This window comes from Catonella massiliensis (genome assembly GCF_016651435.1).
Lineage (GTDB): Bacteria > Bacillota > Clostridia > Lachnospirales > Lachnospiraceae > Catonella > Catonella massiliensis.
This window is the reverse complement of sequence record NZ_JAEPRJ010000001.1, coordinates 2,675,985-2,698,391: the sequence shown is the minus strand read 5'-3', so window position 1 is coordinate 2,698,391 and position 22,407 is coordinate 2,675,985. Positions and strand designations below refer to the sequence as shown.

The 22,407-nt window shown below is 38.3% G+C and carries 19 protein-coding genes; 17 read left to right on the top strand and 2 right to left on the bottom strand.

Annotated features, from left to right (window positions below; genetic code table 11):
* Window positions 1-16 precede the first annotated feature (16 nt).
* The 14 genes from JJN12_RS11935 to rplT all read left to right on the top strand — a co-directional run bounded on the left by JJN12_RS11935 (window position 17) and on the right by rplT (window position 16,286).
* Entirely contained in the window at window positions 17-3,070 is a 3,054-nt protein-coding gene (locus tag JJN12_RS11935) for a PD-(D/E)XK nuclease family protein (protein WP_208429898.1), read from the top strand.
* Window positions 3,063-6,662 carry a UvrD-helicase domain-containing protein gene (locus JJN12_RS11930; RefSeq protein ID WP_208429897.1) on the top strand — a complete coding sequence of 1,200 codons (3,600 nt, stop codon included), beginning with the start codon at window positions 3,063-3,065 and terminating at the stop codon, window positions 6,660-6,662. Before JJN12_RS11935 ends, JJN12_RS11930 begins: the two co-directional genes overlap by 8 nt.
* Before the next feature lie 291 nt (window positions 6,663-6,953).
* Complete coding sequence (locus tag JJN12_RS11925) at window positions 6,954-8,327, top strand: WG repeat-containing protein (RefSeq protein ID WP_208429896.1); 1,374 nt, start codon at window positions 6,954-6,956, stop codon at window positions 8,325-8,327.
* 225 nt (window positions 8,328-8,552) lie between these two features.
* Window positions 8,553-8,828 carry a DUF7724 family protein gene (locus tag JJN12_RS11920; RefSeq protein ID WP_208429895.1) on the top strand — a complete coding sequence of 92 codons (276 nt, stop codon included), beginning with the start codon at window positions 8,553-8,555 and terminating at the stop codon, window positions 8,826-8,828.
* Window positions 8,821-9,027 carry a hypothetical protein gene (locus tag JJN12_RS11915; RefSeq protein ID WP_208429894.1) on the top strand — a complete coding sequence of 69 codons (207 nt, stop codon included), beginning with the start codon at window positions 8,821-8,823 and terminating at the stop codon, window positions 9,025-9,027. The genes JJN12_RS11920 and JJN12_RS11915 overlap by 8 nt, the downstream gene beginning before the upstream one ends.
* Window positions 9,028-9,180: 153 nt before the next feature.
* On the top strand, window positions 9,181-10,152 hold the full coding sequence (locus JJN12_RS11910) for an SPFH domain-containing protein (RefSeq protein ID WP_208429893.1): 972 nt from the start codon (window positions 9,181-9,183) through the stop codon (window positions 10,150-10,152).
* Between the two features lie 446 nt (window positions 10,153-10,598).
* Complete coding sequence (locus JJN12_RS11905; RefSeq protein ID WP_208429892.1) at window positions 10,599-10,793, top strand: PTS ascorbate transporter subunit IIC; 195 nt, start codon at window positions 10,599-10,601, stop codon at window positions 10,791-10,793.
* A 99-nt stretch (window positions 10,794-10,892) separates the two neighbouring features.
* On the top strand, window positions 10,893-11,528 hold the full coding sequence (locus tag JJN12_RS11900) for an ImmA/IrrE family metallo-endopeptidase (RefSeq protein ID WP_236013781.1): 636 nt from the start codon (window positions 10,893-10,895) through the stop codon (window positions 11,526-11,528).
* On the top strand, window positions 11,522-11,827 hold the full coding sequence (locus tag JJN12_RS11895) for a hypothetical protein (protein WP_208429891.1): 306 nt from the start codon (window positions 11,522-11,524) through the stop codon (window positions 11,825-11,827). The genes JJN12_RS11900 and JJN12_RS11895 overlap by 7 nt, the downstream gene beginning before the upstream one ends.
* 61 nt (window positions 11,828-11,888) lie before the next feature.
* The gene (locus JJN12_RS11890) at window positions 11,889-12,620 is read left to right on the top strand and encodes a Fic family protein (protein ID WP_208429890.1); all 732 of its coding nucleotides are present in this window, start codon (window positions 11,889-11,891) and stop codon (window positions 12,618-12,620) included.
* Between the two features lie 322 nt (window positions 12,621-12,942).
* The gene (locus JJN12_RS11885; RefSeq protein ID WP_208429889.1) at window positions 12,943-14,922 is read left to right on the top strand and encodes a methyl-accepting chemotaxis protein; all 1,980 of its coding nucleotides are present in this window, start codon (window positions 12,943-12,945) and stop codon (window positions 14,920-14,922) included.
* Window positions 14,923-15,150: 228 nt separating this feature from the next.
* Window positions 15,151-15,645, top strand: coding sequence for a translation initiation factor IF-3 (gene infC / locus JJN12_RS11880; RefSeq protein WP_208429888.1), 495 nt, complete (start codon window positions 15,151-15,153; stop codon window positions 15,643-15,645).
* 55 nt (window positions 15,646-15,700) lie between these two features.
* Window positions 15,701-15,898 carry a 50S ribosomal protein L35 gene (gene rpmI, locus JJN12_RS11875; RefSeq protein WP_208429887.1) on the top strand — a complete coding sequence of 66 codons (198 nt, stop codon included), beginning with the start codon at window positions 15,701-15,703 and terminating at the stop codon, window positions 15,896-15,898.
* Between the two features lie 31 nt (window positions 15,899-15,929).
* Entirely contained in the window at window positions 15,930-16,286 is a 357-nt protein-coding gene (gene rplT / locus JJN12_RS11870; protein WP_208429886.1) for a 50S ribosomal protein L20, read from the top strand.
* A 203-nt stretch (window positions 16,287-16,489) separates the two neighbouring features.
* Here the strand turns inward: rplT and JJN12_RS11865 are convergent, their stop codons facing one another.
* The gene (locus JJN12_RS11865; protein WP_208429885.1) at window positions 16,490-17,452 is read right to left on the bottom strand and encodes a radical SAM protein; all 963 of its coding nucleotides are present in this window, start codon (window positions 17,450-17,452) and stop codon (window positions 16,490-16,492) included.
* 150 nt (window positions 17,453-17,602) lie between these two features.
* On the bottom strand, window positions 17,603-19,348 hold the full coding sequence (locus JJN12_RS11860) for a GGDEF domain-containing protein (RefSeq protein WP_208429884.1): 1,746 nt from the start codon (window positions 19,346-19,348) through the stop codon (window positions 17,603-17,605).
* 496 nt (window positions 19,349-19,844) lie between these two features.
* Between JJN12_RS11860 and JJN12_RS11855 the strand changes: the two genes are divergently transcribed.
* The 3 genes from JJN12_RS11855 (at window position 19,845) to JJN12_RS11845 (ending at window position 22,335) form a co-directional block, all read left to right on the top strand.
* On the top strand, window positions 19,845-20,186 hold the full coding sequence (locus JJN12_RS11855; protein WP_328706806.1) for a GNAT family N-acetyltransferase: 342 nt from the start codon (window positions 19,845-19,847) through the stop codon (window positions 20,184-20,186).
* An 11-nt stretch (window positions 20,187-20,197) separates the two neighbouring features.
* Window positions 20,198-21,265 carry a GNAT family N-acetyltransferase gene (locus JJN12_RS14530; RefSeq protein ID WP_328706805.1) on the top strand — a complete coding sequence of 356 codons (1,068 nt, stop codon included), beginning with the start codon at window positions 20,198-20,200 and terminating at the stop codon, window positions 21,263-21,265.
* Window positions 21,266-21,525: 260 nt separating this feature from the next.
* Entirely contained in the window at window positions 21,526-22,335 is an 810-nt protein-coding gene (locus JJN12_RS11845) for an HAD family hydrolase (protein WP_328706804.1), read from the top strand.
* Window positions 22,336-22,407: the final 72 nt, after the last annotated feature.

The window sequence follows — 22,407 nt, the reverse complement described above, 5'->3', positions numbered from 1 at the left end:
TGGGAGATTTTAAGATATGGGAAAAGATGTAGTCAAGCTAACTGGCTTTATAGAAAACAACAAGGGAAGGCTAAAGTATCTGATATCCGATAGGGTGTCTATACCAAATTCAATTATAAGAAAACTAAATAAAGAAGAAGATATAATTACAGAAAACATAAGAACTGTAACTATAGAGAATATTGCAAAAAATATAGTAATGGGATATTACGCTTATGCAGGTAAGGACTATGATAAAGAAGGCATCTTTACTGCTGAGGAAGTTTATCTGATTCATGACATCCTACTGTCTTCAAAAGAGGATAAAATCTATGGTTTTTTGCCTAAAACCAGTATTTCACTTGAGACTTCAAGAGAGATATTGAGGGTAATCAATATACTAAGAGAAGGTAAGAAAAAAGAGGGGGTAACTACAAAGATAGACCCACTCATTTCAGACTTAGAAAAGAAGCTTGAGGATAGGAAGTTACTCGATAAAATTGGAATATTAAACGAGGCTGTAAAAATAATCGAAGAAAGCAGTGAGGTGGATATCAGAAGGTATCTGGCTATTAGTGGCGAGATTAAACTTGCAATCACAGATTATTTTGCTGAAAAGATTTCTTACCTTGAAAAGAGGTTCTTAGATGCTCTATGTGGAAAACTTGGAATAAATGTGGATATTGTCTGTATGACAGATAACAACAAATCTGAGCTGCATTTTGTAAAGGCATACGGACAGTATAATGAGGTTGAATACTGCATAGAAGAGATAAAAAATAAGGGTATTAACTTTGGTGAAGCAGGCATCTACTATACAGACGAAATATACGAGAACTTCATCAAGGCTGCCTGCGAAAAAGACAACATAGGAGTAACCTTTAAGAAGGCAAATGCCGGAGATAATGAAATAATCAGGCTGTTAATTGACTTGATTGAAAGTATAGAGGCTGATTTCTCTTATGAGATACTAGGAAGGCTTGTAAACAACCAGACTGCAACTCTTAAACATATTATCAAAAGAGATGAAAAGGCAAAAGAAGAGGCATTAGAAAATGAAGTATTAAACGAAGAGCCTATTTATGATGAAAAGGATGAAGAACAGGGTAATTTAGAAAAAGAAAATACTGAAGAATATAAATATAGCCTTAAAAGGGCTTATGATACCTTGCTTAGGCGTGAAAATATTGGCTGGTCTAAGGCAAGGTATGAAGACTTCTTTAAAAGACACGAGAGCATAGGTGAGTTCAGCACTCTTAATGAAAGAGAAAATGTAAAGATTCAGCCTTTTAAAGAATTCTTAAGGGACTTTATAGATATTTATGACGAAGAAAATACTGCAGAGAAGACTTATTTAAACCTGCTTGAGTTTGCTAAAAAATATTCTTACAACAATAAAAATAAAAATACATATCTTAAAGCACTTAGGGAATTGACTATTCCGTTTGGGCTTCTCGGACAAGAGTGTAAAGAAGACCAGCTTAGCATAATAAAAGATGCCTTAGTGAACTTTAAGTTTGGAATGCCTGAAGAGATGGATAAGGTGAGGGCACAAAGGCTTACAGGAAGATGCGTGGCAGAACGCCCATATAACTTCATAGTGGGACTTGCTGCTTCTTATGTACTGCAGGATACGGCCAATTCCCCTGTACTAAGTGATGATGAGATAAAGAAAGTCTTGGACATTGACGTGGCCTATGTGCCGCTTGCAGGCAATTCTAACCAGGTATTTAAGGAAGAACTCGAGTACCTGTTAGCGACCTGTCCGAAAGGGGAGACGACCTTGATTTATAGCTATTACGATACATTAGCCTTCAAGGAACTTTCTCCAAGTCTTTTTTATTTAACAAAACTGAATGAAGCAGCAGAGAGTGAGTCAACTTATAAACCACATAAAACAGGTTACAGGTTTAATAAGTGTCTGGAAAATGTAGAAGATGAACTTGTAAAAGAGATAGAAAATAAAGGAGAAGATTATACATTTGTAACCGAGAGCCTTAGCGCCACAACCCTTGAGACCTTAGTAAAATGCCCTTTTAAGTACTATTACCAGAAGGTTCTTAATATAGCAGAGCCTGATAATATTTATAACGGTGAGACTTGGTTAAATGCCAGTGAAAAAGGAACATTTTTCCATAGGATAATGGAATTATACTGTAAGGCTGTGTTCTCAGATAAATATGCAGGAGAGACGATATTTTCACAAGAGGAGTTTGACAAGGCTTATAATAAGGCGTTAAAGGAGACAGAAATTAAGGTGCCGTATATTTCTGAATGTGCAAAAAATGTAGAGGCAGAAGCTATAAAACAGGTAGCAATATCATACTTAGAAGAGTTACATAGGTTTTATGAAGAAGAACTTACAAGTGGAAGAAAGTGGATGGTTCTAGGCTGCGAGCTTGGTTTTGGCAAAGATGAAGGCAGCAAATTTAGAGTTATATATAACTATGATGATAAAGTCAACTTTGACTGGAAAGGCACTATAGATAGGATGGATGGATATATGGATGCTGAAGGCATAATTCACCTTAAGATTCTTGACTACAAGACGGGGAAAATGTCGAAATTAAAGGAAGGAATTATAGGAAAGACAAAAAAGGAAAGTAAAAAATCGCTCTTACCTGATAAAAAGTTGCTGCCGCCTGATATGAAATTGCAGCACTTTATTTACGGAATGGCTGGGATAGAGTATGTAAAACAAAGCCAAGAGACATTAAAAGAAAAGTTTGGGAACAATGAAATAAAAGGCATAAAGCTTGATAAGGTCTTCTATGACTTTCCGTTTGAGCATAATAAAAATAATGTACACGATGCTACAAATAAGCTTGAAGAAATAGGATTTGACATAGAATTAGCCATAGATAAAGATTTAGATATTACAAAATGTCTGCCCCAAAAAGCTAAGAATTTGCTTGTCAAGAGCCTTAGCGAGCTAAATGCGGGCAATATTAAGGAGTTTATGGTGAATGCAGAAACATATTATAATTCTCAAGCTGAAGAATACAGTAAAGTAAAGGATGGCTGTAGTTATTGTGGGTACACTAAGATTTGCAGGAGATATGTAGGTAAGGGGGTAATGGACAATGAATAGGTATGAAGGAATTGCTGATGGTAAGCAAAGAGAATATATAACAAGTCATTTGAATGGGAGCATGTTTGTGGAAGCAGGAGCAGGTGCAGGCAAGACCACCCTTATCATTGAAAGAATAGTGGCTCAGCTTGTGGCGGGGGTAAAGCCCGAAGAAATAGCTGCTATAACCTTTACCAATGCTGCCGCAGAGGAACTAAGAGGAAGGATAGTTGCAGAGGTAAAAAAAAGGTCTGTAAGCAACAAGAAGCTTACGTCTGTCTTACATAACATAGAAAATATGCAGATATCCACTATCCATAGCTTCTGTGCTACTCTTTTAAAAGAGAGATGCTTTGAAGCAGGACTTCCTATAGGAGCAAAGGTGTTAGAAGAAGATGATGACGAAATAAGAAAAGGTAAGATATTTGATTTGTGGCTAACTACATTGAATGAAGATGAACTTAAAGAAATGTACTGGGTGAGCGACACATCAAATAAACAGGCAAAGAGGGTAATTTTTGATAATTTCTCGAAGTTGGTTGATGTAAGTGAGTATTACAATATATATGGAACTTCAGAGGGAGAAGTTAGTGAACTAAAAAAAGGTTTTGTGAAAGAGTACGAAGATATTATAGAGGAGGAGATAAAGTCTTGTAGAGAATTATTCGATAATTTTTTTGCAGTCCGTGATGGCTGGTTCAAAGAGGCTCAAACTATTCTGGGGGTTGATGACCCTATTAAACGTATTACAAAGGGTGCAAATGTAGGCAAAAATGAAAAATGGGATATTCTTGATATAGCAGAGAATATCTACACATCTATTAAGAATGATGAATTTGTTAAAAAAATACCTGAAGTAATAGAGCTTATAAAAAAGGGTAATCCTACAAAGGATAAGGTTTATTTTCAAACCGGAGATGAAAAAGATAATATTAATAATTTGCATAATAGGATTAAAGAAGAATACACTGGGCTTAAAGGTAAAAAAGGTAATAAAAAAGACGATAGAACAGGTATAGTCGGATTAGTTGTTTTTACTGATAGGGAAACTTATGATAAGAAAAAAGAAAAAGCACTAACTATATTAAAATACAGCTTGCTTGCAAGAAAATTTTACTTTGAAAATCTGCCTGTTAAAGAGTTAAACAATAACCAGCTGCTTGAGAAAGCCTATGAACTACTTAAAGATGAAGAAGTAAGAAAATATTTTTATAATAAATTCAAATGCGTATACGTAGATGAATTCCAGGATACAGACCCTTTGCAGGAATCAATAGTATGGAATCTTACTACCTTGGGAAATGCAGAAAACCTTAAGGAAGGCAAGCTCTTTGTGGTAGGAGATCCTAAGCAGGCTATATACAGGTTTAGAGGGGCAGACCCTGCCATATATTTTAAGGTAAAAGACAGATTTGAGCAGTCTCCTTATGCAGGGGTATTCCGTCTTAGTATAAATTATCGTTCAAATAACAAGCTGATTGACTATGTAAATGATTTCTTTGCTGATAAAGGTATACTATGGGAGGAAAAGGAAACAGAGAATTCGTCGTCAAATCCAGGTGGCTATGAGGAGATGGAGGCAGCAGAGGGAAGAGATATATCTGATAACCTAGAAGAAAAAGAGCTTGCAGGAGCATATATGTATCTGGTTGAGGATATGAATACGAAGGAGGCTGATATAGAGGGTGAAATTTCTGATATAGAGAATGAAGAGGCAGATACAGAGGATGAAAATGCTGATAAGGACAGCGAGAAAGATGATGGAGCTGCCGATAAGATACCTGAACTTGTAGAGACCTTAGTAGAAGGGAAATACAAGATTAGAGACGGAAATAAGGGCTTTAGAGAAATCTGTTATAGTGACTTTTTGGTTTTATTTGATAAACACAGGGGCATGGGTAAGTATGTAGAAGAATTTTCAAAAAGGGGCATCAAGACTCAGGTCCTAGGTGAGATAAATCTAGAGGAAGTAGAGATAGTAAACCACTTTCTTAGACTTTATAAGGCTATAGCTCATAGCCATAATAAGGAATACAGGACAGGTGCAGTAGAACTCCTTAAGCTTAAGTTATACGAGGGTAAGGCAGCACCCGAAAGTGGATTAAAACTTACAGGATTTGAGGAAGATATATATGAGGCAGCAGCCAATAATATCATAGATGAGCTTGTAGAGGCCGTGAAAGGGCTATCTGCCTATGGAAAAGCAGCCTACCTGGCTGAGAAGTTTGATCTGTTTTTTGTAGGAAAAGAACAGCCTTATACCTATATAATCTCGAGTCAGACTAAGCTTCAGCAGCTGGTTGAAAATATGTTTGCAGAGGACAAGGGCAACACTGTTGCCTTTATAAGAAAAACTGAACAATACATTTCTGATCTCCTTGATAGAGAACTGGTTTTGGAAAATACCGGGACTGATGTGGTAAGGCTGATGAATTATCATAAAGCTAAAGGACTGCAGGGAAAGATAGTGATACTGCCACCAAAATCAGCAAAGAAGGAAAATGATGAGACGGATTATAGAAAAGATGACAACTACTATCCTCTTATAACCTGGGGACACGATGGGTGGCGAGGTATAAAGGGCAGTACCTGTTCCTTTATGGGGCCTGAGAAAATTAAGAAAGAGGCCAAGAGTGCAGATAGAAGCGAAAAAATAAGGCTTGACTATGTCGCAAAGACAAGAGCTGAGGAAGTTCTTATTTTCATTGGTGACGAAAATACAGAAGAGGATGTAGAAAGGCTGGAAATTCCGATAATAAATGAGAAAAAGGCTGAGCAGTTTGCTGAATATGAAAGAAATGTTGTATTTAGTACAGAGGGTAAGGATGGTATAGCTTATCATAAGTTCAATCCTTCAGGTTTTGAGAATACTTCAAAGACAAGGGCAGAGGCATATATAAAAGCAAAGGAATCCGGTATTGAAAAATTTACCAGAGATGAGATAAGACCTAGTGGAAATGTGATAGGAACTGTTCTGCACAGGGCCTTAGAGCTTTTGATTGAAAGGCTCGGATTATCTACTGATGATGAAAACCTGGCTGTAATCTGTGCTAAACAGGCTGTAAGAGAGTTTAAGAAGGATATCACAGAGGGAATTATAGGAGAAGCAGAAAAGTTAAAGGAGCTAAATAGGTACAGAGAGTTTCTACCTAAGGCTGTCAGGGCTATGGAGAGCTATATCAAAGAAAAATATGGTAAAGACATTTCGGATAAGAATGTAAAGATATTTACAGAACTTCCTTTCTCGTATTATGAGGCGGATAAGTCAGATGAACTTAAAGAAATTGAGAAAATACGACTTAAAGAAGATGAGACAGCAGTAAATGGAGCAGCCTGGATAAATGGTACAGCAGATTTAATTTTTGTATATGGTGATAGAGCAATAGTTTTTGATTACAAATCTGACCTTGCGGACTATATAACCGAAAAGGAAGATTTTGAAAAGACCTTAGAGGAAAGATATACAGGACAGCTTGCCCTTTATAGGTACTCGGTAAACAAACTGTATGCAATAGATAAGGACAGGATAGAACTTAAACTCCTCTACTTTAAGGACTATGGAGATGGACTTAAGGTGTGTGAGAAGAAGATTCTGGAAAATGAATTACCTTAAGCGTTAAAGTAGAAAGCCATCTTGGTAATACTTGATTACTCTTATTTGTCCATACCAAATCCTGACAGAAAAAAACAGCTTTTGGTATGGACATAGTAAAAGTTTAACTTGTCCATACCAAATCATGATAGAAAAAAACAGCTTTTGGTATGGACATAATAAAAGCTTGTAAATCTTCGCTAAAATGGGGAAAAATAACATTGCGATACTAAGTGCAGGAATAGAAGAAGAGCAAAAGGGAAATAAAGATGCTGGTAGTTAAAAAAATTATAATATAAAGGAGAGTAAAACATGAAATCTAAAAAATCAAAAGGACTACTAACAATGCTTCTTGCGACAGCTATGACTATCGGAAGCATTCAGGGGGTAGTATATACTGCAAAGGCTGAGGAGACAACCATTAAGTGGGATAAGGCTACCAAAGAAAAATACAAATGGTTGGTTGATTGGGGCAATATACTTACAGGTACTATTGGAAATGGACTGCTTAAAATAAGTGATAAAAAGGGTAATAAATTTGGTCTGGCAAAAGAAGATGGGACAGTGATTTATGAGCCTCAATTTGAAAGAATTTCTGAAAGAGGAGGTCCGGAAGATTTATGGTATTATGATGGGAATATTATTTTGGATTATAAAGATAAAGATGGCGGATATTTTTCCGGACTGATGTCATCAGATGGTGAAGAACTGGTGCCCGTAGAATATGAAGAAATTACACCTGCCTCAGATGGCATGATGAGGGTAGCTAAAAACGGGAAATATGGATACCTGAATGAAAAGTTTAAGTTGGTGATTCCTTGTAAATATGATGAAGCAGAATGGTTTAGAAATGGAATATCTGTTGTTAAAAAAGGTAAGAAATATGGTGCTGTAGATAAAAACGGGAAAACTGTAATTCCATTCAAGTATGATGAAATGTTGAATAATGAGCTATATAATGATAATCAGGGGAAATACATTATTGCGTGTAAAAATGATAAATATGGGCTTTTAGATAGCAAGGGAAAAGTAGTTCTTCCATTAAAATATAATGGGATAAAGAATGCAGGTAAGGATAAGAGCGGACTTGCTTACTATAAAGTATGGAAAAATAATAAGGTAGGATTTGTCAATGAAAATCTTAAGGAGATTACAAAAGTAAAATATGATAACGCAGGAAACTTTTATGGAAATCTTGCAATTGTAGAAAAGAAAGAAAAATTAGGTGCTATAAACAATTTGGGCAAAGAGGTAGTGCCTGTTAAGTATCAGGGTGAAATAGAATCATACTACGGACTCAGCGTATGGAATAACGGAGAATATCTTGCGTTGATGAAAAAAGGATACTTTGGGCTTTTAGATAAAACAGGAAAAGAAATAACTCCTTTTAAATACTTGAGCATCGAATTTATTAATAAAGATACTATTATTGCAGAAAAATCCGGATCAAAGGTAGGAGTTATAAATAATAAGAATAAAGTTGTGGTTCCATTTATTTATCAAGAAATAAAACAATATTTTGGAACATCAATTGGCAGAAATGATGGTAGGTTTGACAATGTGCTAAAAGTATCTAAGGATGGCAAAAAGTATGGATATATAGACTTTAAAGGCAATATAGTCATTCCAATTAAATACAGTGAAGATAATGCTGATGCAGTATTAGAAAAGAAGTTTGGCAAATAATCAAATTCAGAAGTGATGGGAGCATTGTCTATACCAAATTCTGACAGAAAAAAACAGCTTTTGGTATGGACATTTTCTTTTCAAAGGAATCTACCTTTGAGGATATCAAGAACCTTTAACTTGATAAGTATTCCCACTTTACTTACTTTTTGCAGTTAGTTATATACTTTATAACAATATAGTGTTAAAATTACGATAAGTAGTTTGATTGTTAGGGAGGTGGCTATGCAATTCGATTATGCACTTCTAAGTAATGAGGGAGAATTTACAATATTTCGTTATGGAGATAGTGTAATAAGATTTAAAGCACCGTATTCGTTAGAAAAATACACTGCGATAAAGGAATGGGATAAAGGCTATCTTGTTGTTATGGCTAAGTATAAACATAATAAAGAAAGTGAAGAGGAATACATTGACCTGATTCCAATACTGGAGAAGTTGTACATTACGCCAGAGGAGTTTTTAAGACCAATTAAGGGGGTGAAGATAGAAAATGCTTGATATTATTAAAATTGCAGATGAGGCAGGTTCCGCAAAGTTCTTTGTTAAGGATAATGGAGACACAGTGCTACAAAATCAAGGAAGACTTACAGATAGGGAAGTATCTAAAATACAGGGATTTATAAAGGATAACTATAAAGCCATGTATATGAAATGGTCTGAATATAGTAGAAAAGGATATTACAAAGGAAATAATTAAAGACAACTTGTCCATACCAAATCATGTCAGAGAAAAACAGCTTTTGGTATGGACATTTTCTTTTAAACTTCCATTTGACAAATAAATATTAAAGTGATATGATTTTGATATCAAATAAATTCTTGTGGACTAATAGTCCGGAAAGGAACCACTATGGAAGAGAAAATTCTCAAAAGCACAGGAAAGGGCTTCGCTATGCTCTTTGTGAGTCTGTTAATCATACTTGCAGGCTGTGGCACCATAGCCTATGGCGGCATTTATGATATGACATTTTGCATCCCTATTGGGATTGTTGTTATGATAGCAGGCTTTATACTTATAGCCGGGGTGAAGGTAGTTAGACCTCAGGAAGCTGTAGTTTATACACTATTTGGTAAATACATTGGCACACTCAAAGACGAAGGCTTTCACTTTATCAATCCATTTGCAACATCATTCAATCCAGCGGCTAGGACAAAACTCGGACAGAGTGGCGATGTGAAATCAAGTGTCAATGCAGAGGTAGCAATGGGCAATAAAATATCCCTCAAGGCAATGACACTCAACAATTCCAAGCAGAAGGTAAATGACGCACTTGGCAATCCTGTAGAAGTAGGAGTTGCAGTCATCTGGAAAGTAGTGGATACAGCGGCTGCGGTGTTCAACGTAGACAACTTCAAAGAATACCTGTCACTTCAGTGCGACACCTCTGTGAGAGATATAGTTAAGCTCTACCCTTATGATGTAGCCCCTGACATAGACACCACAGGCGATGGAATTGCAGATGATGGAAGCCTCCGTGGCTCTACAACTGTAGTGGCTGAGCGTATCAGAAAGCTCATTCAGGAAAAGGTTGAGATAGCAGGACTTGAAATAGTAGAGGCAAGAATTACCTATCTTGCTTATGCTCCTGAAATCGCATCTGCAATGCTTCAGAGGCAGCAGGCAAATGCAATAATTGATGCGAGAAAGGTGATAGTTGAGGGTGCTGTAGGCATGGTTGAGATGGCACTTGAAATGCTCGAAGAAAAGGGGACAGTTGAACTTGATGAGGAGAGAAAGGCTGCAATGGTTTCAAATCTCCTCGTAGTACTTTGTGGAAACCACGAAGCTCAGCCTGTAGTAAATTCAGGTAGCCTGTACTAGTATACAAATTCTAAGTTGTAGGGCTGTTGTGTTTGTTTTTTGACTAAGTTACGCCTCCGCTGATAAATGTCCAGACTCGCTCCGGTTTTTCTGCAAGGTGCTATTTTTAAGTTTTTACATGATTACGAAAAACCTAACGCGCTCGCTTAGGCATTATCAGCTCCGGCTGTTTAATTGATGAATAATTGCAAACAAACACATCAGCCACATTGGGGGCAGGTGGGAGAGGCTGTCTTTAATTTGGTATTCGGGTTGTTATTTGCATAAATTTAAGGTATCAGCAAAAACTGATAATGCCTAAGCGAGCGCGTTAGGCGTAGCGAAGCGGATGCCGGAGCGAGTCTGGACATTTATCAGTTTTTGCGTCAAATTAGCTGATTCATATAACTCGACAAATTAGAATTTATAAGTGTAAAGCAATAAACCCAGTAAAAAGAGAGGGAACCATGGCAAAGAAACAGATACCCTTAAGAATAGGAGAAAAACTATATGATGCGCTGGCATCTTGGGCAGAGGACGATTTCCGCTCGCTTAACGGCCAGATAGAATATCTCCTTACAGAATGCGTAAAACAAAGAAAAAAAGACGGAAAATATGTAGGTGAAAAGATAGATGAACCGATAGAGTTGGATATTGAATAATAGTGTTACTTGAAATATTTTTACAAAAAAACGTTCGAAAGTTTTCTGCGATAAACTGGGAATGTCAAGCAAGTGCCGTGTTGACAGAACTAGGATGTTATGATATTATTAAAACAAAAGAACAACAGTTTGATTGTAAAAAGTGGTAAGCAATATGAGCCCTTAAGCATTATAAGAACAATTTTAGAATATATTAGAAATGGAGGTTTATGCATGGATAGTACATTGAGAGATAAAATCAATGAATTAGCAAGTACTGTTTTGCGTTGTTATGAAATAAATCCCCCTATAACTGATATAGCTAAAGAGGTCGAAAAGTTGGGGGGAGAGGTTAAAGAAGATTGCAGCTTGGGTGTTTTTTCTGACGGTAAGATAGAAAAACAAGGTGACTCTTTTAGTATAAGTGTGCCAACCAACCAGTCAAATGCAAGAAAGAATTTCACTATAGCACATGAACTTGGGCATTTATTTTTACATATGGGATATAAAATAGATAAAGAGTTGTGGGAAAGCCCCGAAAATAAAGTGTATAATAGAAGTGGCAATTCAGAATTTGAACTTCAGGCCAATGAATTTGCGGCTGCATTTCTCATGCCTAAGGAACTATATAAAAGAGTAATGGACGAGAACACAGTTGGTAATGCTGTGTATATAGCTAAGGTTGCTCAATATTTCAATGTATCTATTGATGCTGCTTCATATAGAGGAAAGTGGTTGGGGTATTTACAATGGTAGAAGAAAAGGACAGAGAGCTTGCCAAATATAAGGGAATAGCGAATCAGGGTGAAACGGAACAAAAGAGTGATATTGAGCACAACACACAAGAATTGAATAAAGATTGTGATGATGTGCTCTTATTTTTTTCATTTGATATCGTGAATTCGACACTGTATAAAACGATAAATGACTATCAGTGGGTATATACTATTGATAAAATTCTTAAGCTGGTTAAAGATAAGATAAAAGCGAAAATACCACGAGCAGAAGTCTGGAGAGTTTTCGGAGATGAAATTATGTTTAGTTATGATAGTTGAAGCGTAGATTAAACATATAATAAACCCTAAGACTATCACAACTAAAAAGCGGAGATAAGCAATGAAAACTGATTTGGTAAAAAAGCTAAAAGAGAGGCTTCTTATTGAGTTTAGTAAGAGAGACCGTTCGGGGATATATGCTGTTACATCAAGAGAACTGGCATATAACTCCAATAAAATTGAAGGCAGTACCCTCACGGAGAACCAGACTGCAAGCCTCTTTGACACAGGAATGCTCCCTGTGAGTGATAGCGCATACAGGGCTAAGGACATAGAAGAGATGAATGGGCATTTCCTTATGTTTAATCATATGCTTAAAACCTTGGACGAAGACTTATCCGAAGACCTCATAAAGAAATTTCATTACGAGCTAAAAAGCGGAGTCTTTGAGGATAAGGCAAACGGCTATAATATTGGAGAATATAAGGCACGTCCGAATATCGCAGGTACTATGCAGACTTCTTTGCCTGCAGATGTACATAGGGATATGAAAGAACTCTTAAATTGGTATAAAAATGCAGATAAGAACCTAGCGACTCTTGCACTCCTACACACAAGGTATGAAAAGATACATCCCTTTCAAGATGGAAACGGACGCACAGGAAGACTAATCTTATACAGAGAAGCACTTAAACATGACATAATTCCACCTATAATACACGATGCAAACAGGATGGAGTACATTGAAGGGATAAGAGAATACGCTGAAAAAGGAGTGTCCGAGAGAATGTGCAGACTTCTTGAAAGAGAACAGGTAGAATACGAGAAGACAATAATTTTTTTTCTTGGATAGGCTAAAGAACTCTTATATAAATGTCGATATATTCTTCGCTGATGAAATTTTGTAAAGATAGGCTAAACTAGTCTTATGACCTAAGAGAGGAAATAGATATTTTGCAAAACCCTATTGAGCACAATGTAAAAATATACAAAAGTGACGGTTTAAAACCTATAAAATATATCTGTTTTATAGGATTGCCATTTAAATGCAGAAGTGCTATAATCAGCCACACAGCTATAGGTCAAGGTATCGATAGCTAAGTATATTTGGTTATTTCCAAGTATACGATTATAAAAAGGACTTTATAATTATAAGATCAAGGAGAATAACTACAATGAAAAATGTTTCTATCAGGAAGACATTACTTATTATCTTCACAGTAGTATCATTATTGTCTTCAGCAATCGCTACCCTGTTTGTGGAGTCTTTCACATTCCAGAACACAAAAGAAAAGATCATGTCATCAGATGAAACGGTGACAAAGCAGGTGTCCTACGGTATTGAAAAGTTTATAGATTCTTCAAAAATTCTTGTTTCTACTATGGCATCAACCCCAACAGTGAAATCAATGAATGTAGACAAAATCGCAGAATACATTTCATCTGTAAAAGATAGTATGGGTGATTTTGAGCTTATATTTGTGATTAATCCTGCCGGTGACCAGATCTACAGAACATCAGGCACCCTAGGCAACAGGGCTGACAGACAGTATTTTAAGGAAGCCATACAGGGAAAAATCTTTGTATCAGCACCTTACGTATCAGCGTCTTCAGGAAATCCTTGTGTAACTATATCAGCTCCTGTCTATGATAACGATAAGATTGTAGGCGTATTTGCAGCTGATATTGCACTTAACGTGCTTACAGACTTTGCCACAAACGTAAAGATTGGCGAAACAGGATATATCAATATCATAGATTCTGAGATGAAAATCCTTTATTCACCTAATACTAAGCTAGTAACTGACGGAGTTACAGTAGCTGAGGAAGAGTACGCTAAGAAGGTAAACAATGACGAGTCAGGCTCTGTAGAAGGAGTTGGGACAAACGGAGAGAAGGCTATCATCTCTTATTCACCACTTACAAGCCTTAAGCTTGGAGTTATATCATATTACGCACAAGACGACTTAATGAAGGAGAATGTAGAATCAGCTAAGAAAGCTGCAGTTGTGGTTGTTATAGTTGCATTATTCTCTATGTTACTTGCACTTCTTGTAGCTAATAGAGTAATAAAGCCTGTTAGGATTATATCAGGTTTACTTCAGAAGATGGCAGGACTTGACCTCGCTATCGCAGATGACGAGGGCTTGCAGAGGCTTACTAAGCAGAAAAATGAATTCGGAGATATTGCCAGAAGGCTGCATGAAACGGCTGAGTCTATTAGAGCCCTGGTTCAGAATATATCTTCACACGCACAGAATACAGCTGCAACCGCAGAGGAGCTTACAGCTACTGCACAGTCTACGGCTGAGTCTGCAAATGAAGTATCACAGGCTGTGCATAACATAGCTGACGGTGCTACAAATCAGGCACATGATACTCAGAATGCAGCAAACAACATAGAAGAGTCCAACAGACTTGTAAAACAGATGACAGAGGTACTTGAAGAGCTTCAGGCTTCAATTGATTATATCAATGATAAGAAGGAAGAGGGCAGCAAGAGCTTAATGGGACTGATTGAGGCCACAGATAAGGTTACAACTTCATCTGATGAGATAGGTGAGATTATATTACAGACCAATGAAAGTGCAGACCAGATATCTGCAGCCAGTGATATGATACAGTCAATCTCTGACCAGACCAACCTTCTTGCGCTTAATGCTGCTATTGAGGCTGCAAGAGCAGGTGAAGCTGGAAAGGGCTTTGCGGTAGTTGCTGAGGAGATTAGAAAGCTTGCAGAGCAGTCAGCAGGATTTACAGGAGACATCAAAGAAACAATAAACGGTCTCAAGAATCAGACTGAGAAGGCTGTAAATACCATAGAAGTATCCAAGGCACTGGTAACTGAACAGGGCGAGAAGATGAATGAGACAGGCGAGAAGTTCAGACAGATATCAGAGTCAGTAGAAAACAGCAAGAAGATAGTAGAAGAGATAAAAGAAGGAACCAAGAGCATAGTAATCAATAATGAGGATATGACTAAGGTTGTAGAGAGCCTTTCAGCTATTGCAGAAGGAAATGCAGCAACCACAGAGGAGACTTCTGCGGCTGTATCTACTCAGGTTCAGTCTATTGACGATATATCTAAGGCAAGCGAAAACTTAGCAGAGATAGCAGTAAGCTTACAGGAAGAGGTTGCAAGATTCATCGTATAAGATGAGCCAAAAATAATCCTTGACATACCCAGTCAAAGATGTTAAACTAATAAAGCTGTATATACAGCAAGAAAGTGAAGTATCCGCTTCCACCTAAGTGCAAAAGGGCACCGTGGTCTTTAGAAATGAATTATTTCAGCTATATGCTGTCTGTCTAGAGTGGATACTTATGTGTATTCACTCTATTTTTTATTATAAGTTTGGAGGTGTTTTTCTATTAGCGAATTAATGATCAATGAGCAGATCAGGGATAAAGAAATCCGTCTGATTGGAGAAAATGGTGAACAGTTAGGAATTATGTCATCAAAGGATGCAATGAAAATGGCTATTGAAGCAGAGCTTGATTTAGTTAAAATTGCACCTACTGCAAAGCCGCCGGTTTGTAAGATTATCGATTACAGAAAGTATCGTTATGAGCAGGCGAAGAGAGAGAAAGAAGCGAAGAAAAAGCAGAAAGTTACTGAAGTAAAGGAAATTCGTCTTTCACCAAATATTGATGACAACGACCTTAATACTAAGGCTAACCAGGCTAGAAAGTTCCTTGAAAAGGGAGATAAGGTTAAAGTAACCCTCCGCTTCAGAGGAAGAGAAATGGCTCATATTTCTTCTAACAAGCAGATTTTAGATGTATTCCTAGAGAAGCTTGGAGACGTAGCATCAGTAGAAAAACAGGCTAAGCTTGAGGGCAGAAGCATGTCCATGGTTGTAACGGGCAAGAAGTAATGCTATTTTCACGTACTTAGTGAGGATAATAATTAGATTATAGGAGGAAAGAATTATGCCAAAAATGAAGACAAAGAGCGCGGCTAAGAAGCGCTTTAAGGTAACAGGAACAGGTAAGTTAATGAAGATGAAAGCTTACAAGAGCCATATCCTTACCAAGAAGACTACAAAGAGAAAGAGAAATCTTCGTAAAGCAACTGAAATTGATAAGTCAAATTTAGCTCCAATGAAGAGAATACTTCCATATAGCTAAATAAAAGTTAAATTGTTAAGGAGGAAATACAATGGCAAGAATTAAAGGTGGCTTAGGTGCCAAGAAGAGACATAATAGAGTATTAAAGCTCGCTAAGGGTTATAGAGGAGCTAGAAGTAAACAGTATAGAATAGCAAAGCAGTCAGTTATGCGTGCTCTTGCATCTGCTTATGCAGGCAGAAGAAAGAGAAAGGGCGACTTTAGAAAGCTCTGGATTGTAAGAATCAACGCAGCAGCAAGACTTAACGGACTTTCATACAGCAAGTTCATGCATGGTCTTAAGCTTGCTAACATCGACATCAACCGTAAGATGCTCGCTGAGCTCGCTGTAAATGATGCAGCAGGCTTTACAGCTCTTGCAGATGCAGCAAAGGCTAAGCTTGCTTAATTAAAAGCATAAAAAACTGCCGCCAAAGGGTGGCAGTTTCATATAGGGACGTTCATTCTCTAAAAAAACGGTGTAGCCATATGTGTGTGGCTACGCCGTTTTTTATGAGAATTTTGCTCTAGATTAACATTAGAAGAGCGTTCAAGACTCCAAATTGAAATCCCTGACAGCGGTCGTAAGTTCCCTGACAGGTATTTTACTATTTATACCGCTCCAGGTGCAATATATACGTCCTTAAGTGAAGGGCTCTCCTGCCCTAAAAATCCATAGCCCTCATCATTTTCAGGCTTTCCCATTTTTCTGGAATACAAATCAGGGAGCCTCTCAAACTTAGCTATAGCCTTATCAAGCACCGCCAGTATCTTATCCTTATCCTTTGGCAGGCTTCCTCTGGTGCGTACGTGAATCCAATCGTGGAAGCTGTCCCACTTGATAGGGTGATTAGGATCCACATCTAAAAGCTCTACCAGCTTACGCTCTTCTTTTAGGTTCTCAAGCTCAGTGGCAGGTTTAAAATTACCGTTTCTAATCTCCTCTGAGAGCTTATCTGCAGATAGGAACATGGAAAAATTGACCACATTCTCAGGCTTTGTTTCAGTAAGAAACTCTGCCATAGCTATAGCGGACTCTTCCCATCTGCCACTGCCGGCTATTCCTGTCATAAAGTGGGCTGCATAGCTAAAGCCTGCATCCTTAAGTCTTTTTATCTCGCTATAAGCCTCGTCCACGCTGTGGTCCTTGTCCATATAATTAAGCACATCAGGCAGGGCATTTTCAATGCCTATATAGAGCTTGTTGTAGCCTAAGCTATGGAGGGTCTTAAGTTCTTCATCAGACTTACTTTTTATACTGGTTATGGTCGCATCAGAGTTAAAGGTAGTTGCCCCCAGGAAATAGTGCTTAACCAGGCTTATTATCTCAATCAGCTCCTCGGCTTTTAGCTGGAAGGCGCTTCCATCCCCCAGATAGATTAGTTCTGGGTTTCCGCCGTGTGCACTCACTCTTTTTAACTCATTCTCAATGTCTTCCATGCTTATTTTGCGATATCTTAGGTCTGTAAATAAATCACAGAATTTGCATCTGTTATAAGGACAACCCACGGTTACAGGCAACATAAATGCCTTAGCTTCCATAGGACCACGGCATATTCTTCCTTCGTATTCCATAAGAACCTCCTTCTGACATCTGCCCACATTGATGCCGGTTATATTTTTAGAGCTATTAGCTTGCCAAAGGTTCGGCAGCTATGTATTTTTTCAGATTTTTTGCTTTAGTATTGTAAAAATGCAGGAAAGTTAAACTCCCCTGCACTGTAATTATCTCATATCCCCAGGACCCTTCCTTTGTGCCATCTTATCCTCGTACATCCTCTCATCGGCAAGCTTAATGACCTGACTTGAGTAAACTACACCACGGGCTGAATCAGATGTTCCCGCAAGGAATTCTCTATAGGTTGCAACACCGATAGATACTCCAACAGGGAAAGGTGGACGCTGTTGATTTCTCTGTCTCTCTAGGTTGTATCTTATATTTTTGGTAATGGAGCTTACTCTCGAAGAAGGTATGGCAACACAGATAAACTCATCGCCACCGTTTCTTCCTGCAAAGCCATCCGAATTACCTTCCATAGCCTCCTTGATAGCAGTAGCAACCATCTGAATGAGCTGGTCTCCTGCTTCGTGTCCGAAGGTATCGTTTGCATACTTAAGCTTGTTTATATCTATGAAGATAACCGCATAGTCCTTTTCTCTTGTCAAATCAAGGATATTAAGCTTTCTCTGTAAGAACTGCCTGTTGCCAAGCCCTGTAAGGTTGTCGGTATAAGCCAGTATCTCAAGATGCTTTTCCCTAAGGCTCTTCTGCAGGATGTCCTTAACCTTGATGACATAAGATGTAAACAAGGTAATGACAAGGAGAAGAATGAGCACAGTGGAGAAATGAGCCTTGGCAAACCACTGTAAAAGAGGTGGCCAGTTCTCAGTTATCTGCGCCGCAACGATGATACGTATCTGCTCCAATATCCCAAAGAATGCAACTCCAATCAGGCCAAAGCCCATAACCTGGTCAGAACCGGTCTTTCGCTTCTTGCCAGGGAAGAGGAGGCTGATAAGAGCTGAAAATACCATCACTATCTGGAGTGCCTGCATCCATCTTAGCTGCCATACATAGTTAAACCCTGAAGGCAGGATGTAAAGAGCAAGGCAGATCCAAAATACTGCAAATAGTAACCAGCCAGATATCTTAAGGTACTTCCTAACAAAAGGACGCTCAGTCTCAAAGCTTGAAAAAAGAGGAGCCGTGGAAAAGAGCAAATACATTCCTATATATTCGCCTACAGCACTTATATTCTCACTGGAGGTAAGCATGTAAAGCATACCTGAGTTGCCCACATACCAAAGGGTGATGGAGAAGATAAGTCCCATAAGCCATGTACCTTCTCTTGCAAAGTCCACAGTACGGTAGAGAAAGGCAAAAATTATCATTCCTATGAAGGAGAAGACAAGTATCACGCTAAATATCGCATAAAACGCTTCCTGCCCTATGATAGGATAGAACTGGTCTGTCTTAAATGACATAAGGACAGGTGATCTGAAAGTATCCTCAAGTATACCTGTAAGAGGCTTGATTACGACTCTAATCTCACTGCCATAAGCCTTGTCAGGAACCGGGATGGTAACCTTTTGCTTACCTATCATATGTCTGTCGATATTCTCGCCATAGGTTATCAAAAGCTTATCTTTATAGTAGGCTTTAATTATACTGTTGTAAAATAAGAAATTAATCGAGCTGTATTCGCTCTTCCAAGCCTTATCGAGCGGAATATGCATAGTGATTAAATCATCTTTTGAAGAGTAGCTGAACAAGTGGCTGTTATAGGTATCCATGGTGCCATCGCTATGTTCAACGTCTATTACAAGATCCGTCAGCTCCCTATAGTCAGAAGGGGGGACCTTTCCTACGACTCCAAAGATAAAATACAGTAATAACAGTCCCGTTACCATGGCTGTTATCAAAAGTATAAGAGCTTGGTGTTTCCTTAAACTCATACTAAAATATCTCATAAAACCTCCCGACAATCCGCACTAGCCAGAGTTTAGACGGTGCCATAATTTCTTCCCTATACTAAAAGCCCGCAAATTAGAGCATTCTAAGATTTTATGGGGTGGGTGTACACATTATCCAAATAATTATACCATACTCACATTAACAAAAACAAGGACAGAAAGCACTAAACTTGATTTTCAGCATTGTGTCAAAATAATCAAAAATTAACAAAGAAAATGATAAATATTGGATAAAAATTTGTTAATATAAGGTTAAAATCAGCCTGAACATAGGGCGGTAATCGAGATAATTGTTAGAACTGAATTTAAAATTGTACTTATTCACAAACAACATCCTGAGATTATTAGAAAAATTACAGATTTTTGTAGACTATTTCCGAAAAATGATGTACAATTACTTTGTAGGAATATATCAACAATAATTATTCAAAGATGTGTGGAATGAAGGGAGCTTCAAACGTTCCCATTGCAAATCCTGAAAAATGCGCAAATTGTGCATGTTTTTGAAGAAAATAAGGAGGTTAGTATGGATTTTTTGGAAAACGATCAGAAAATATGGCTTGAAGACGAGTCGGGAAAGGTAACTGCCTATGTGGAGTTTCCTGAAATCAATGGTGTCGGCAACGTAATGCACACCGTTGTAGACCCTTCACTTAGGGGACAGGGAATTGGCGGCAAGCTACTTTCGGCCCTTGTAAAGAAGATGGAGAAAGAGGGAAAGAAGCTTGAGCTTACCTGCACGTATGCCATTGACTGGTTTAATAAAAACAGAGGACACGAAAATGTGCTTGTCGATGCAGAAAAGGAGTATGCAAAGGCGGCTAAAAAGGGGTAAAGGATACAATTATGAAGGTATATAATTCGACTCTTGTTTATATCGAAAAAGATGGTAAGTATCTTATGCTTCATCGCAATAAGAAGGCTGGCGATATAAATGAGGGCAAGTGGATTGGGGTTGGAGGTAAGTTTGAATTTGGGGAAAGTCCTGAGGACTGTATGGAAAGAGAGGTCTTTGAGGAAACGGGACTCACGCCTATGGGGTATTATTATTGCGGAATAGTTACCTTTGTGTCAGAAGATCTTGATAAGCCTGAAAACAATGAAACTGAGTACATGCACCTCTTCAATGTAAAGGACTTTGAAGGAGAGCTAAAGAACTGCGATGAAGGAGAACTGGTCTGGATTGATAAAGATAAGCTTCTTAGCCTTCCACACTGGAAGGGAGATGAGCTCTTTCTTTCGATAATTAAAAACGGAAACAGACAGTTCTTCTCTATGAAGCTCTCCTATGTAAATGGCAAGCTGATAGAGGCTGTGTATGATACCGTTCCCTGTTTCATCACGGAAAGGCTAATCCTTAGGCCATGGCACATGGAAGATGTAGAAGACTTATTCAAGTATGCCAAAGACCCTGATATAGGTCTGTCTGCGGGTTGGAAGCCTCATAAGGACGTTGAAGAGAGTATGGAAGTAATTGAAAACGTCTTTATGAAGCCGGGTGTCTACGCCATAGTCTATAAAGAAACCAATGAGGTGATAGGAAGCATAGGCCTGCACGCCGGAAGCAAGAAAAGCAGGGGGCTTGGCTCTGACGAGAATCAGGCAGAAATCGGCTACTGGATAGCCAAGCCTTATTGGGGAAGAGGGCTTATACCGGAGGCTGCAAAGGAGCTTGTGGATTTTGGCTTCCTGGAACTGGGACTAAACAGGATATGGATAGCCTACTTTGATGGCAACCACAAGTCAAAAAGGGTAGCTGAAAAGCTTGGCTTTACCTATAGCCATTTTGCTGAAAATGTAGTGGTAGAGGCTCTTGGAGAAACCAAAAAGGAGCACTACATGGTGCTAAACAAAGATGAGTTTGATGAGGCTATTAAGCTAAAATACCGTCCCCTTTTGGCGCAGAGGTCATAGGAGGAGTAAGTCTTCATCAATACCACATTAAAGGGTGTCAATTGCCTTTAACATCCACAACATAATATTAATAACTAAGACTGTACTTTTATTCTTTTATCATATAGAATGAGTACAGTCTATTTATTTTTAAAGGATACAGGTGTCAAAAGTATAAAATTCGATTGGAGCTTGCTTGAGGGAGAATTTATTATCTTTTGGGAACCTAAACCTAATATAAAGTTTCTCCGATGAATGTAGTACTAATGGAGGGTAAGTATGTGGATATACGTTTGGTAAAGAAGGAAGGGAAAATGAAGAAGATTAAGATAGCATTTTTTGACATTGACGGTACGATTCTTAGGTTTGGTAAGCCTGATATGACAGAGAAGGTAAAGGAAGCGCTCAATATGCTTCAAAAAAACGGGGTACTTATCTGCCTTGCAACCGGAAGGCCGCTTGTTGCTATTCCAAAGTTCGAGGGGGTAAACTTTGACCTGACCATAGCCTTTAACGGCTCCGTATGTATGGCGGAGGACAAGGTCATCACCAATCTTGTAATCCCATATGAGGAGGTAATGACTATCATAAATAATGCCACAAGGATGGGCAGGGCAGTTGCTGTTGCTACCAAGAACAGGATAGTCACAAACGGTGCTGACGAGGCCCTTAGGGAGTACTTTGAGGTGGCAAACCTTAAGGCAACCCCTTCTCCTGAGTTTGATGATGCAGTAAAAGAAGAAGTCTATCAGATGATGATGGGCTGTAAGAGAAGTGAGTGGGATGAGGTGCTTGAGGGTACAAGCAAAGCCAAGATAGCAGCCTGGTGGGACTGCGCTGTGGATATCATACCTGACGGAAGCGGCAAAGGAAATGCGATAAAAAAGGTGGTTGAGTATTTTGGCTTTTCTCTTGATGAGACTATTGCCTTTGGAGATGGCGGCAATGATGCGGATATGTTGCAGGCTGCAGGTATTGGAGTGGCTATGGGCAATGCCTCTGACAGCGTAAAGGCAGTGGCGGATGAAGTGTGCGGCAGCGTAGATGAGGATGGTATCTACTACTATCTTAAAGAAAAGGGACTTATATAAGATATGTGTAAGGGTGAACAATACAGAGTAAGGCTTGGTACAAAAGAGTTCATATACTCTTGACTTGTAAAA